This is a genomic window from Serratia sp. PL7 (genome assembly GCF_945957435.1).
This window is the reverse complement of record NZ_CAMFLB010000005.1, coordinates 282,347-295,436: the sequence shown is the minus strand read 5'-3', so window position 1 is coordinate 295,436 and position 13,090 is coordinate 282,347. Positions and strand designations below refer to the sequence as shown.

At 52.6% G+C, this 13,090-nt stretch carries 13 protein-coding genes and 6 tRNA genes; all 19 read left to right on the top strand.

The annotated features are described in order from the left end of the window. The first annotated feature begins 23 nt into the window (after nt 1-23). Nucleotides 24-1,190 carry an ADP-forming succinate--CoA ligase subunit beta gene (gene sucC, locus N6G83_RS23720; protein WP_004949756.1) on the top strand — a complete coding sequence of 389 codons (1,167 nt, stop codon included), beginning with the start codon at nt 24-26 and terminating at the stop codon, nt 1,188-1,190. Next, entirely contained in the window at nt 1,190-2,062 is an 873-nt protein-coding gene (gene sucD / locus N6G83_RS23715; RefSeq protein WP_024483143.1) for a succinate--CoA ligase subunit alpha, read from the top strand. Before sucC ends, sucD begins: the two co-directional genes overlap by 1 nt. Nucleotides 2,063-2,828: 766 nt before the next feature. Further along, a complete protein-coding gene (gene cydA / locus N6G83_RS23710; RefSeq protein WP_021805267.1) occupies nt 2,829-4,397 on the top strand; it encodes a cytochrome ubiquinol oxidase subunit I in 1,569 nt (522 codons plus the stop codon). Nucleotides 4,398-4,412: 15 nt separating this feature from the next. After that, nucleotides 4,413-5,552 carry a cytochrome d ubiquinol oxidase subunit II gene (gene cydB, locus N6G83_RS23705; protein ID WP_074027944.1) on the top strand — a complete coding sequence of 380 codons (1,140 nt, stop codon included), beginning with the start codon at nt 4,413-4,415 and terminating at the stop codon, nt 5,550-5,552. 17 nt (nt 5,553-5,569) lie between these two features. Continuing rightward, complete coding sequence (gene cydX, locus N6G83_RS23700; protein ID WP_021805265.1) at nt 5,570-5,683, top strand: cytochrome bd-I oxidase subunit CydX; 114 nt, start codon at nt 5,570-5,572, stop codon at nt 5,681-5,683. After that, nucleotides 5,683-5,979, top strand: coding sequence for a cyd operon protein YbgE (ybgE, locus tag N6G83_RS23695; protein ID WP_024529346.1), 297 nt, complete (start codon nt 5,683-5,685; stop codon nt 5,977-5,979). The genes cydX and ybgE overlap by 1 nt, the downstream gene beginning before the upstream one ends. 133 nt (nt 5,980-6,112) lie before the next feature. Then, a complete protein-coding gene (ybgC, locus tag N6G83_RS23690; protein ID WP_021805263.1) occupies nt 6,113-6,520 on the top strand; it encodes a tol-pal system-associated acyl-CoA thioesterase in 408 nt (135 codons plus the stop codon). Beyond that, nucleotides 6,517-7,200, top strand: a complete 684-nt coding sequence (tolQ, locus tag N6G83_RS23685; RefSeq protein WP_024483139.1) for a Tol-Pal system protein TolQ — start codon at nt 6,517-6,519, stop codon at nt 7,198-7,200. Before ybgC ends, tolQ begins: the two co-directional genes overlap by 4 nt. 16 nt (nt 7,201-7,216) lie before the next feature. Continuing rightward, on the top strand, nt 7,217-7,645 hold the full coding sequence (gene tolR, locus N6G83_RS23680; RefSeq protein ID WP_024529347.1) for a colicin uptake protein TolR: 429 nt from the start codon (nt 7,217-7,219) through the stop codon (nt 7,643-7,645). 78 nt (nt 7,646-7,723) lie between these two features. Continuing rightward, nucleotides 7,724-8,932, top strand: coding sequence for a cell envelope integrity protein TolA (gene tolA, locus N6G83_RS23675; protein ID WP_211135481.1), 1,209 nt, complete (start codon nt 7,724-7,726; stop codon nt 8,930-8,932). Nucleotides 8,933-9,064: 132 nt separating this feature from the next. Continuing rightward, a complete protein-coding gene (gene tolB, locus N6G83_RS23670; RefSeq protein WP_024529349.1) occupies nt 9,065-10,357 on the top strand; it encodes a Tol-Pal system beta propeller repeat protein TolB in 1,293 nt (430 codons plus the stop codon). Nucleotides 10,358-10,404: 47 nt separating this feature from the next. Next, on the top strand, nt 10,405-10,914 hold the full coding sequence (gene pal, locus N6G83_RS23665) for a peptidoglycan-associated lipoprotein Pal (RefSeq protein WP_021805257.1): 510 nt from the start codon (nt 10,405-10,407) through the stop codon (nt 10,912-10,914). 9 nt (nt 10,915-10,923) lie between these two features. Continuing rightward, on the top strand, nt 10,924-11,727 hold the full coding sequence (gene cpoB / locus N6G83_RS23660; protein ID WP_021805256.1) for a cell division protein CpoB: 804 nt from the start codon (nt 10,924-10,926) through the stop codon (nt 11,725-11,727). 193 nt (nt 11,728-11,920) lie between these two features. Further along, nucleotides 11,921-12,030 (top strand) — tRNA-Lys (locus N6G83_RS23655). A gap of 69 nt (nt 12,031-12,099) precedes the next feature. Then, nucleotides 12,100-12,175 (top strand) — tRNA-Lys (locus N6G83_RS23650). Between the two features lie 44 nt (nt 12,176-12,219). After that, nucleotides 12,220-12,295, top strand: a tRNA-Val gene (locus N6G83_RS23645). Nucleotides 12,296-12,302: 7 nt separating this feature from the next. Continuing rightward, nucleotides 12,303-12,378, top strand: a tRNA-Lys gene (locus tag N6G83_RS23640). 167 nt (nt 12,379-12,545) lie between these two features. After that, nucleotides 12,546-12,621 (top strand) — tRNA-Lys (locus tag N6G83_RS23635). A 78-nt stretch (nt 12,622-12,699) separates the two neighbouring features. Beyond that, nucleotides 12,700-12,775, top strand: a tRNA-Lys gene (locus tag N6G83_RS23630). Nucleotides 12,776-13,090: the final 315 nt, after the last annotated feature.

Sequence of the window (13,090 nt, the reverse complement as noted above, 5' to 3'; positions counted from 1 at the left end):
CTGACCTGAATGGATAGAACATCATGAATTTACACGAATATCAGGCAAAACAGCTGTTTGCTCGGTATGGCATGCCAGCACCAACCGGTTACGCCTGTACCACTCCGCGTGAAGCAGAAGAAGCCGCATCTAAAATCGGCTCCGGCCCGTGGGTGGTAAAATGTCAGGTTCATGCTGGCGGCCGTGGTAAAGCTGGTGGCGTTAAAGTGGTTAACAGCAAAGAAGATATCCGTGCTTTTGCCGAAGCCTGGCTGGGTAAACGCCTGGTGACCTACCAGACCGATGCGCTGGGCCAGCCGGTTCACCAGATCCTGGTAGAAGCGGCCACTGACATCGATAAAGAGCTGTATCTGGGAGCGGTAGTTGACCGTGCCAGCCGTCGCGTAGTGTTTATGGCTTCCACCGAAGGCGGCGTTGAAATTGAGAAAGTTGCGGAAGAGACCCCGGAACTGATCCACAAAATGACCATCGACCCACTGGCAGGCCCACAGCCTTACCAGGGGCGTGAGCTGGCATTCAAACTGGGCCTGACCGGCAAGCAAGTCGGCCAGTTTGCCAAAATCTTTATGGGTCTGGCAACGCTGTTCCTGGAGCGCGATCTGGCGATGGTTGAGATCAACCCGCTGGTCGTGACCAAGCAGGGCGATCTGATCTGCCTGGATGGTAAGCTGGGTGCCGATGGCAACGCCCTGTTCCGCCAGTCCGAACTGCGTGAAATGCGTGACCCTTCTCAGGAAGACGAGCGTGAATCCCGTGCGGCTCAGTGGGAACTGAACTATGTTGCCCTCGACGGTAACATCGGTTGCATGGTGAACGGTGCCGGTCTGGCGATGGGTACCATGGACATCGTGAAACTGCACGGTGGCGAACCAGCCAACTTCCTGGATGTGGGCGGTGGCGCAACCAAAGAGCGCGTGACCGAAGCCTTCAAAATCATCCTGTCTGATGACAAGGTGAAAGCGGTACTGGTTAACATCTTCGGTGGCATCGTACGCTGCGATCTGATCGCCGACGGTATCATTGGCGCGGTAGCCGAAGTGGGCGTTAACGTCCCGGTGGTGGTGCGCTTGGAAGGGAATAACGCCGAACTGGGCGCCAAGAAACTGGCGGACAGCGGTTTGAATATCATTGCTGCGACCAGCCTGACTGATGCGGCTCAGCAAGTTGTTGCGGCAGTGGAGGGTAAATAATGTCCATTTTAATCGATAAGAACACCAAAGTAATCTGCCAGGGTTTCACCGGTAGCCAGGGTACCTTCCACTCCGAACAAGCTATCGCTTACGGTACCAAAATGGTTGGTGGCGTGACTCCAGGCAAAGGCGGTACTCAGCACCTGGGTCTGCCAGTGTTCAACACCGTGCGTGAAGCTGTTGAAGCGACCGGCGCTACCGCGTCTGTTATCTACGTGCCAGCGCCATTCTGCAAAGACTCCATTCTGGAAGCTATCGATGCGGGCATCAAACTGATCATCACCATCACCGAAGGTATCCCAACTCTGGATATGCTGACCGTGAAAGTGAAGCTGGATGAAGCCGGCGTGCGCATGATCGGCCCGAACTGCCCAGGTGTAATCACCCCGGGCGAATGCAAGATCGGTATCATGCCTGGCCATATCCATCTGCCAGGCAAGGTGGGCATCGTTTCCCGTTCAGGTACTCTGACCTATGAAGCGGTAAAACAAACCACTGACGCCGGTCTGGGGCAGTCTACCTGCGTCGGTATCGGTGGTGACCCGATCCCGGGTTCCAACTTTATCGATATCCTGAAGTTGTTCCAGGAAGATCCGCAGACCGAAGCTATCGTCATGATCGGTGAGATTGGCGGCAGCGCGGAAGAAGAAGCGGCGGCCTATATCAAAGAGCACGTCACCAAGCCGGTGGTGGGCTATATCGCCGGTGTTACTGCACCTAAAGGCAAGCGTATGGGCCATGCTGGCGCCATCATTGCCGGCGGCAAAGGGACTGCGGATGAGAAGTTCGCGGCTCTGGAAGCGGCAGGGGTGAAAACCGTACGCAGCCTGGCTGATATCGGTGACGCAGTGAAGGCGATCCTGAATCGTTAGTACCCTATAGCAAATAATAATATCTCGACATGTTTGGCCGCCCTTTGGGCGGCCTTTTTTTTGTATGTCACTGAGAGGGAAGGGGGTTTTTGCAAGGTATTGTTGCGGGAGGTGCGAACTGACCACTCAGTATTTGCAGGTTCTGAGATCAACCTCGCAACATGGTCTATGATTACTTAGCAAAAAGCAGATTTGTGAGTTAACTCACTGTAATCGGCATTGAAAATAAAAAGTTAATATCTATCGAATGGTAATGCTGAATTAATACAATTGAGGGTATTTTAAATTACATTTATTTAACACAAAGATATCAATAAAAAACAATTAAACCATTGCTTAACATGGGCGCTGGGAAATTACAGTAAAATGTGTAATGAGCCTAGCAATAATATGCAGATAGGCTTAAATTGTTTTAGATCAATATAGGCCTAGCTACCTATTTAGGCTGATTTTTGACCTGTAGCCAAAAGTCCAACCTGTGTCACGCAAATACCTATTTATTGTATGGGCTTTGGCGAGTATCATGCCATTGTGTAATTACGGATGGTTGATCTTGTTGCATTTGTTACCCGCTGTCGGTTTTCATTGGTGCGTTTTGCTCCCGTCCCTCGTGGTCTGGCTCTGAACGTGCGGTTGAAAGCGGAGAGGCTGGATCAAATTTTGTTGTGTTTAAGGGCATTCACTGCGGGGCGTTACCGGCTACTCTTTCGGGAGTAATACCGATAACCGCAAGTCGGAGTCTTCCTGCGAGGAGCAAGGAGTCAAGATGTTTGATATTGTCGAACTGTCGCGCTTACAGTTTGCTTTAACGGCGATGTACCACTTCCTATTTGTCCCATTAACGCTGGGTATGGCGTTTTTGCTGGCAATTATGGAAACGGTATATGTGCTGTCCGGCAAACAAATTTATAAAGATATGACCAAATTCTGGGGCAAGTTATTCGCAATTAACTTTGCTCTGGGTGTGGCCACCGGGTTGACCATGGAGTTCCAGTTCGGGACCAACTGGTCGTACTTCTCTCATTACGTTGGTGACATCTTCGGGGCCCCGCTGGCTATCGAAGGTCTGATGGCGTTCTTCCTGGAATCGACGCTGGTCGGTCTGTTCTTCTTCGGCTGGGATCGCCTGAGCAAGATCCAGCACATGACGGTCACCTGGTTTGTTGCCCTCGGCTCAAACCTGTCTGCGTTGTGGATCCTGGTCGCCAACGGCTGGATGCAAAACCCAATCGCCTCCGACTTCAACTTTGAAACCATGCGTATGGAGATGCTCAGCTTCTCCGAGCTGGTTTTGAACCCGGTCGCTCAGGTGAAATTTGTTCACACCGTGGCCTCTGGCTACACCACCGGCGCGATGTTCGTGCTGGGTATCAGCTCTTACTACCTGCTGAAAGGGCGTGACGTTGCTTTTGCCAAGCGTTCGTTCGCCATTGCTGCCAGCTTCGGTATGGCTGCTATCCTTTCCGTTATCGTACTGGGTGATGAATCCGGCTACGAAATGGGGGACGTGCAGAAAACCAAACTGGCTGCCATTGAAGCCGAATGGGAAACTCAACCGGCTCCGGCCGCATTTACCCTGTTCGGTATTCCGAACCAGGAGAAAATGGAGAACTCCTTCGCGATTCAAATTCCTTGGGCGCTCGGCCTGATTGCTACCCGTTCTATCGACACCCCGGTTATCGGTCTGCGCGAACTGATGGCTCAGCACCAGGTGCGTATCCGTAATGGTATGAAAGCTTACCAACTGCTGGAAGAGCTGCGTGGTGGTAATACCGATCCTGCAGTGCGTACCGCATTCAACGATACCAAACAGGATCTGGGCTACGGCATGCTGCTCAAGCGCTATACCGAAAACGTCACCGACGCAACGGAAGCGCAGATCCAGCAGGCAACCAAAGATTCTATCCCGCGCGTTGCTCCACTGTACTTCGCCTTCCGTATCATGGTGGCCTGTGGTGTGCTGATGCTGTTTATTATCGGCCTGTCATTCTTGAGCGTGGTACGTGGTCGTATCGGTCAGAAGAAATGGCTGCTTCGCGCTGCGTTGTTCGGCCTGCCGTTACCATGGATTGCCGTTGAAGCGGGCTGGTTCGTGGCGGAGTATGGCCGTCAGCCGTGGGCGATAGGTGAGGTGCTGCCAACCGCAGTCGCCACCTCTTCGCTGACCGCAGGCGACATTCTGTTCTCGATGGGGCTGATATGTGGCTTGTACACCCTGTTCCTGGTGGCTGAAATGTACCTGATGTTCAAGTTTGCACGTCTGGGTCCAAGCAGCCTGAAAACTGGCCGCTACCACTTTGAACAACCGACTGCCGCCGTGCAGGAAGCGCGCTAAACAGGAGTCCAAGATATGTTTGATTATGAAGTACTGCGATTTATCTGGTGGCTCCTGGTTGGCATTCTGCTGATCGGTTTCGCCGTCACCGATGGTTTCGATATGGGTGTCGGTATTCTGATGCGCATCATCGGTAAAACCGATACCGAGCGCCGGGTAATGATCAACGCCATTGCCCCGCACTGGGACGGTAACCAGGTGTGGCTGATCACCGCCGGTGGCGCATTGTTTGCCGCCTGGCCAATGGTCTATGCTGCCGCGTTCTCTGGTTTCTATGTGGCCATGATCCTGGTGCTGGCTGCCTTGTTCTTCCGCCCGGTCGGTTTTGACTACCGCTCGAAGCTGGAGAACAGCACCTGGCGTAACATGTGGGACTGGGGCATCTTTGTTGGTAGCTTCGTGCCTGCGGTGGTGTTCGGCGTGGCGTTCGGTAACCTGTTACAGGGCGTACCGTTCCATATTGACGAATATCTGCGTCTGTTCTATACCGGCAACTTCTTCCAACTGCTGAACCCGTTTGGTTTGCTGGCCGGTATTGTCAGCCTGACCATGCTGGTGACTCAGGGGGCAACCTACCTGCAGATGCGTACCACTGCCGAGATTCACCTGCGCTCACGCGCTGCGGCGCAGATTTCTGCGCTGGTGATGGGCGTATGCTTCCTGTTGGCGGGTATCTGGCTGGTGAAAGGTATCGACGGTTTCGTGATCACCTCAGCACTGGATACGGCAGCGGAATCCAACCCACTGCGTAAAGAAGTCGCTCATCAGGCAGGTGCCTGGTTGATCAACTTCAACAAGTATCCAATCCTGTGGGCACTGCCGGCGTTGGGCGTGGTTCTGCCACTGTTCACTATCCTGTTTGCCCGTTTGGACAAAGCTGCGATGGCGTTCCTGAGTTCATCACTGACGATTGCCTGCGTGATCCTGACGGCTGGGGTAACCATGTTCCCGTTCGTTATGCCATCAAGCACCGTGCCTAACGTCAGCCTGACCATGTGGGATGCGACTTCCAGCCTGTTCACGCTGCAGGTGATGACCGTTGTTGCCATTATCTTCGTGCCAATCGTTCTGGCGTACACCGCTTGGGCGTACTACAAAATGTTTGGTCGCCTGGATAAGAACTTCATCGAAAAAAATAAGCATTCGCTGTACTAAGCAAAAGGAGCTAAACCATGTGGTATTTTGCCTGGATCCTCGGAACGCTTCTTGCCTGTGCCTTCGGTATCATCACGGCGCTGGCGCTTGAGCACAGTGAAGATTCAAAAGCGCAGCAAGACGGTAAGTGATGAGTTCGTCACTGGTGGATAAGCTGTACGCTATCACCGACAAGGGCCCGGTTCGGGCCCTTTCATTGGTGTTGGCGGTGATTTTGGCGGGATGTATCTTCTGGGATCCTAGCCGTTTTGCAGCACGTACCAGCTCGTTAGAGATCTGGCAGGGCATCTTGCTGATCTGGGCGGTATGTGCGGGCATCATTCACGGTGTCGGCTTTCGGCATCAGAGCACGTTTTGGCGTGCATTTTTCGCGCCATTACCTGCAATTGTGATCCTGGCCGCAGGATTACTTTACGTTTCTTTATAATCTATTACGCATCCCCCCTGTTATGGGCCGTTCAGGCCCATAATTATTTTCATTCCCATTCAGTAACCCATTCCCAACCCGATCCGTCTTGCGTATAGTAGCAAGCGTTCAATTGCCTTGGTTTGGAAGTCTCGTGAGTAATAAGTTGTTTCGATGGCCGGTTCGTGTTTACTTTGAAGACACCGATGCCGGTGGTGTGGTCTACCATGCCCGTTACGTCGCTTTTTATGAAAGAGCGCGCACCGAGATGCTGCGTCAACATAACTTTCATCAACAGCAGCTGCTCAGTGAAGAACATGTCGCTTTCGCTGTCCGGCGTATGACGGTGGATTATCTGTCACCAGCTCGTCTTGACGACCTGCTGGAAGTGCAGAGCAAAATCACCTCAATACGCGGGGCTTCTCTTACGTTTGCTCAACGCATTGTTAATTCTGACGGTACTCTCTTGAGTCAGGCCGATGTATTGATTGCATGCATTGATCCACACCAAATGAAGCCGATAGCGCTTCCTAAGTCTATTGTCGCGGAGTTTAAGCAGTGACTGACATGAACATCCTAGATCTATTCTTGAAGGCGAGCCTGCTGGTCAAGTTTATCATGCTGATTTTGATATGCTTTTCAGTGGCCTCTTGGGCGATTATCATCCAGCGGACCCGCATCCTCAATGCGGCCACTCGCGACGCCGAAGCCTTCGAAGACAAATTCTGGTCTGGTATCGAGCTTTCCCGTCTGTATCAGGAAAGCCAGGCGCGTCGCGATAGCCTGACTGGCTCAGAGCAGATTTTCCATTCCGGTTTCAAAGAGTTTGCCCGTTTGCACCGCGCTAACAGCCATGCGCCGGAGTCGGTGATCGAAGGGGCAACGCGTGCGATGCGTATTTCGATGAATCGTGAGCTGGAAACGCTGGAAAACCATATTCCTTTCCTCGGCACCGTGGGTTCCATCAGCCCGTACATCGGCCTGTTTGGTACCGTGTGGGGGATCATGCACGCCTTTATCGCCCTGGGCGCGGTAAAACAAGCCACCTTGCAGATGGTCGCTCCGGGTATCGCCGAAGCGTTGATCGCCACGGCCATCGGTCTGTTTGCCGCGATCCCTGCCGTTATGGCCTATAACCGCCTAAACCAGCGCGTTAACAAGCTTGAGCAGAATTACGACAACTTTATGGAAGAGTTCACCGCTATTCTGCATCGTCAGGCCTTCTCCAGCGACAGCAAATAGGAAGTAGGAGGGTAGCATGGCGAAAGTTCGTGGTCGTAACAAGCGTGAGCTGAAGTCGGAAATCAACATTGTTCCGCTGCTGGACGTCTTGTTGGTGCTGTTGCTGATCTTTATGGCAACCGCGCCAATCATTACCCAAAGCGTTGAAGTTGATTTGCCTGATGCCACCGATTCCAAGACGGTGTCCAGCGACGATAATCCTCCGGTGATCCTGGAAGTTTCCGGCGTAGGCCAATACACCCTGGTGGTGGATCACAACCGTATGGAGCTGTTGCCGCCTGAGCAGGTGGCGGCCGAAGCCAAGTCGCGTCTGGCAGCTAATCCGAAGACGGTGTTTTTGATCGGTGGGGCCAAGGAAGTCCCGTATGATGAGATTATCAAGGCATTGAATATTCTGCATCAGGCGGGTGTCGCTTCCGTAGGGTTGATGACCCAGCCAATCTAACCGTAAGGTCAGTGGCAACCCGGTTCCTGCACTGTGGTGCAGGAACCCCGTTTAAGCAGCAGTTTTTGGGATTCTATTTTGGTAAAGGCAACTGAGCAAAATGATAAGCTGAACCGCTCCGTGATTGTTTCGGTGGTTCTGCACATTCTATTGATTGCCCTGTTGATTTGGGGTTCGCTGTACGAAAATACTGAAATGAGTAGTGCAGGCGGCGGCGGTGATGGTTCCGTGGTCGGGGCCGTGATGGTCGATCCAGGGGCGGTGGTAGAGCAGTACAACCGCCAGCAGCAACAGAGCAGCGATGCACAGCGTGCAGAAAAGCAGCGCCAGAAGAAGGCGGAGCAGCAGGCTGAAGAGCTGCAGCAGAAACAGGCGGCGGAACAGCAGCGCCTGAAAGAACTGGAACAAGAGCGTTTGGCCGCGCAGGAAAAAGCCGCGCAGGACGCCAAGGCCCAGGCCGAACAGCAGAAGAAAGCCGCTGAGCAGCAACAGCAGGCCGCTGAGCAGCAAAAAGCAGCAGAAGCCGCTGCGGCGAAGGCCAAAGAACAACAGAAGGCAGCCGAACAGGCTGCGGCGAAAGCCAAAGCCGAGGCGGATAAAATAGCCAAGGCGCAGGCAGACGCGCAGAAGAAAGCCGAAGCGGAAGCCAAGAAAGAAGCGGCCGCTGCCGCCGCTGCTAAAAAGCAGGCGGAAGAGGCGAAGAAAGAAGCCGCCGCGGCCGCTGAACAGAAAGCAACTGAGGCTGCAGAGAAGAAAGCCGCTGCCGACGCTGAGAAAAAAGCTGCCGCAGAAGAAGCGAAAAAAGCCGCCGCTGCCGAGAAGGCTGCTGCCGCCAAGAAAGCCGCAGATGCCAAGAAGAAGGCCGCTGCTGAAGCAGCCAAACAGTCTGCTGATGTAGATGACTTATTCGGTAGCTTGGCCGATGGTAAAAACGCGCCGAAAGGTGGCGGAGGTGCCAAGACGAAAGGTGACGCAGCCAAGGCGAAAGGTGAGGGTAATGCCAAGACTGCGGGTACAAGCGGTGCCGATATAGAAGGTTATAAGAACCAGATTAGAGATGCGATTCAGAGCAAATTTTATGCTGCGGGTTTTGAAGGTAAGACATGCGATTTGCGCATCAAGCTTGCACCTGATGGTTTATTGATTGATGTGCAGTCTGCAGGAGGCGATCCAGCACTTTGTCAGGCTGCGATTATAGCAGCAAAGCAGGCGCGTATTCCTAAACCGCCAAGTGATGCAGTTTATCAGCACTTTAAGAATGCTACCCTTGGGTTTGAGCCCAAATAATGATTATCTTTACCAAGTAACACGCATGGATGTACCAAGGTAACCAACAGGGAATATGTAGTGTTGTTGGCGTTGGTTTGTTAAAATTCTGCTAAATTATCGCAGGCATACCGTCTGGATAAGGGAGATGAGATGAAGCAGGCATTTCGAGTAGCGTTAGGTCTTATTGTTCTGTGGGCATCCGTGCTGCACGCGGAAGTTCGCATTGAAATCACCCAAGGGGTCGACTCTGCTCGCCCGATTGGCGTGGTGCCTTTTAAATGGGCGGGCCCAGGCACGCCTCCGGAAGATGTTGGCCAGATCGTTGGCGCAGATCTCCGTAACAGTGGCAAATTCAACCCGATTGATGTGGCACGTATGCCGCAGCAGCCAACCACCGCGTCTGAAGTGACGCCGGCGGCCTGGACTGCGCTGGGCATCGACGCCGTAGTGGTTGGTCAGGTTCAACCTGGTGCCGACGGCAGCTACCTGGTTTCCTACCAACTGGTCGATACTTCAGGTTCGCCTGGCACAATATTGGCCCAAAACCAGTTTAAAGTGACCAAACAGTGGCTGCGTTATGCGGCTCATACCGCCAGCGATGGCGTATTTGAGAAGCTGACCGGCATCAAGGGCGCATTCCGTACCCGCATCGCTTACGTGGTGCAGACCAACGGCGGGAAATTCCCGTACGAACTGCGCGTATCGGATTACGACGGCTTTAACCAGGTTCCAGTACATCGTTCACCAGAGCCACTGATGTCACCAGCCTGGTCGCCGGATGGCAGCAAACTGGCCTACGTGACTTTTGAGAGCGGTAAATCAGCGCTGGTGATCCAGAATCTGTCTGATGGTGCAATCCGTCAGGTGGCTTCATTCCCACGTCACAACGGTGCGCCTTCCTTCTCTCCAGATGGTAGCCGCTTGGCATTCGCTCTGTCCAAAAGTGGTAGTCTGAACCTGTACGTGATGAACCTCGGTTCTGGCCAAATCAGCCAGATCACCGATGGTCGTAGCAACAATACCGAACCGAGCTGGTTCCCAGATGGTCAATCTCTGGCTTATACCTCTGACCAGGGCGGTCGCCCACAGATTTATAAGGTTGGCGCCAACGGCGGCGCACCACAGCGTCTGACCTGGGAAGGTGCCCAGAATCAGGACTCTGATGTCAGCTTCGACGGTAAATTCCTGGTGATGGTGAGTTCCAATAATGGGGTTCAGCATATCGCCAAACAAGATCTCGGATCGGGAGCCGTTCAAATGTTAACGGACACGTTCCTGGATGAAACGCCTAGTATCGCACCAAACGGCACCATGGTGATCTATAGCTCCACGCAAGGTATGGGCTCCGTGCTGCAGTTGGTATCGACTGATGGGCGCTTCAAAGCGCGTCTTCCGGCAACCGATGGACAGGTCAAATTCCCTGCCTGGTCGCCGTATCTGTGATGCATGTTTAAAATATGTATGGCAAAAACTATAAAAGGATCAAAGAAATGCAACTGAACAAAGTGCTGAAAGGGCTTCTGCTGGCACTGCCAGTTCTGGCTGTAGCAGCTTGTAGTTCTAACAAAAGCGCTAATAACGATCAATCCGGTATGGGCGCTGGCACTGGTACAGAAAACGGCAGCAGCAACCTGTCTTCTGAAGAACAAGCACGTCTGCAGATGCAAGAACTGCAACGTAACAACATTGTTTACTTCGGCCTGGACAAATATGACGTCAGCTCTGAGTTCGCTCAGATGCTGGATGCGCATGCTGCTTTCCTGCGTAACAACCCATCTTACAAAGTGACTGTTGAAGGTCACGCGGATGAGCGCGGCACGCCAGAATACAACATCGCTCTGGGTGAGCGTCGTGCTAACGCAGTTAAAATGTACCTGCAAGGCAAAGGCGTTTCTGCTGACCAAATCTCTATCGTTTCTTACGGTAAAGAAAAACCAGCAGTACTGGGCCACGACGAAGCAGCCTATGCTAAAAACCGTCGTGCCGTTCTGGTTTACTAAGAGAATCGCATGAACAGTAACTTCAGACGTCACTTGTTGAGTCTGGCGTTACTGGTTGGCGTAGCGGTCCCATGGGCCGCTACTGCCCAAGCGCCAATCAGTAATGTCGGGTCCGGCTCGGTCGAAGACCGTGTCACATCACTTGAGCGTATCAGTAATGCTCAGGGCCAGCTTTTGAACCAACTCCAGCAACAACTCTCTGACAACCAACGCGATATCGATACGCTCCGTGGGCAGATCCAGGAAAGTCAGTATCAGTTGAATCAGGTGGTTGAACGCCAGAAACAGATCTATCAACAGATGGATAGCCTTAGCCAGGGTGGCGCACAGAATTCCGCTGGTGCAGCAGCAGGGGCCGCAGGTGGTACAGCCGCCGCGGCGTCCTCTGACGGCGCTGGCAGCGCTCCTGCGGGTGCGACAGCCGCTGCGGCTAGTACGGGCGATGAAAACAGCGATTACAACGCCGCTGTTTCACTGGCGCTGGAAAAAAAGCAGTATGACCAGGCGATCTCCGCTTTTCAGGCTTTCATAAAACAGTATCCGAAATCCACTTACCTGCCTAATGCCAACTATTGGCTGGGCCAGTTGTACTACAACAAGGGTAAGAAGGAAGACGCGGCATACTATTATGCAGTGGTGGTTAAGAGTTACCCAAAATCACCCAAGGCGCCGGACGCAATGTATAAAGTTGGGGTGATCATGCAGGAAAAAGGGCAGGCTGATAAAGCCAAAGCCGTTTACCAGCAGGTGATCAAATCGTACCCGACCAGCGATGCAGCCAAGCAGGCCAAGAAACGCGAAGCGAGTTTGTAAGTAAAAACTGAGCCCAGAAGTTAGTCGATTTGACCGAATTCTGGGCTCATTCGCGTGAAGAACAAGCAGTTGAACCTATTGCGCCAAAATTTAGGTTGCGCTGCTGAGATAAATTAGTAATATATGCCGCCGTTGCCAAGACAACTTGCAAGATGTTAAAGCAGCAAGGAAATTAGTAGTAAACCACGACAGTGGGTCGTTAGCTCAGTTGGTAGAGCAGTTGACTTTTAATCAATTGGTCGCAGGTTCGAGCCGAGCGGCAGCGAGACAACGGCGACAGCCGGTAATCCTGCAAACCCGCCAATTCGTAATGAGATATCGTTGTCGAATTGTGAAGTTAGAATTTTGTAGTTCAGCAGTAACCACATCAGTGGGTCGTTAGCTCAGTTGGTAGAGCAGTTGACTTTTAATCAATTGGTCGCAGGTTCGAATCCTGCACGACCCACCAATTCATAGTGAATTGGTAAAGAGTGGAGCAGTAACCACGACAGTGGGTGATTAGCTCAGTTGGTAGAGCATCTCCTTTACACGGAGGGGGTCGGCGGTTCGAGCCCGTCATCACCCACCACGACAGTGGGTCGTTAGCTCAGTTGGTAGAGCAGTTGACTTTTAATCAATTGGTCGCAGGTTCGAATCCTGCACGACCCACCAATTCTTAATGGGTTGGTAAAGCTGGAATCGTGAGGATGAGAACCGTTAAAGGTTCGTACCGAGCGAAGCGAGACAACGGCAATAGCCGTTAATCCTGCTAGAACCACCATTATGTGCAGTCGAGTCCTTCCTCGTTGCTCTCGTATTAAGAAGTAAACCACGTCAGTGGGTCGTTAGCTCAGTTGGTAGAGCAGTTGACTTTTAATCAATTGGTCGCAGGTTCGAATCCTGCACGACCCACCAATTCTTGATGAACTGGTAAAGAATTGCAGCCGAGCCTCCTCTCGTTGCTAACGCGGTTAAGCAGTAAACCACATCAGTGGGTCGTTAGCTCAGTTGGTAGAGCAGTTGACTTTTAATCAATTGGTCGCAGGTTCGAATCCTGCACGACCCACCATCTTAAAAATTCCAAAGTACTAAATTCCAAACTCCAGCGCACCATATTGCACCAGTCGTGCGGGTGAGATCCTGCGTTCAGGTTCGAGTCTCGCTTGCGAGACAACGGCGGCAGCCGGTCATCCTGCCAGACCCACCATCTTAAAAATTCCAAAGTACTAAATTCCAAACTCCAGCGCACCATATTGCACCAGTCGTGCGGGTGAGATCCTGCGTTCAGGTTCGAGTCTCGTTTGCGAGACAACGGCGGCAGCCGGTCATCCTGCCAGGCCCACTCTCCCACAGAACACTGCTCCTAGCCGTTATCTTTTACTCC

Excerpts from the sequence above, each read along its gene's own strand:
- cydX (WP_021805265.1), top strand. The coding sequence starts at position 5,570 with ATGTGGTATTTTGCCTGGATCCTCGGAACGCTTCTTGCCTGTGCCTTC.
- cpoB (WP_021805256.1), top strand. The coding sequence starts at position 10,924 with ATGAACAGTAACTTCAGACGTCACTTGTTGAGTCTGGCGTTACTGGTT.
- tolR (WP_024529347.1), top strand. The coding sequence starts at position 7,217 with ATGGCGAAAGTTCGTGGTCGTAACAAGCGTGAGCTGAAGTCGGAAATC.
- pal (WP_021805257.1), top strand. The coding sequence starts at position 10,405 with ATGCAACTGAACAAAGTGCTGAAAGGGCTTCTGCTGGCACTGCCAGTT.
- ybgE (WP_024529346.1), top strand. The coding sequence starts at position 5,683 with ATGAGTTCGTCACTGGTGGATAAGCTGTACGCTATCACCGACAAGGGC.
- sucD (WP_024483143.1), top strand. The coding sequence starts at position 1,190 with ATGTCCATTTTAATCGATAAGAACACCAAAGTAATCTGCCAGGGTTTC.
- sucC (WP_004949756.1), top strand. The coding sequence starts at position 24 with ATGAATTTACACGAATATCAGGCAAAACAGCTGTTTGCTCGGTATGGC.
- tolB (WP_024529349.1), top strand. The coding sequence starts at position 9,065 with ATGAAGCAGGCATTTCGAGTAGCGTTAGGTCTTATTGTTCTGTGGGCA.
- cydA (WP_021805267.1), top strand. The coding sequence starts at position 2,829 with ATGTTTGATATTGTCGAACTGTCGCGCTTACAGTTTGCTTTAACGGCG.
- cydB (WP_074027944.1), top strand. The coding sequence starts at position 4,413 with ATGTTTGATTATGAAGTACTGCGATTTATCTGGTGGCTCCTGGTTGGC.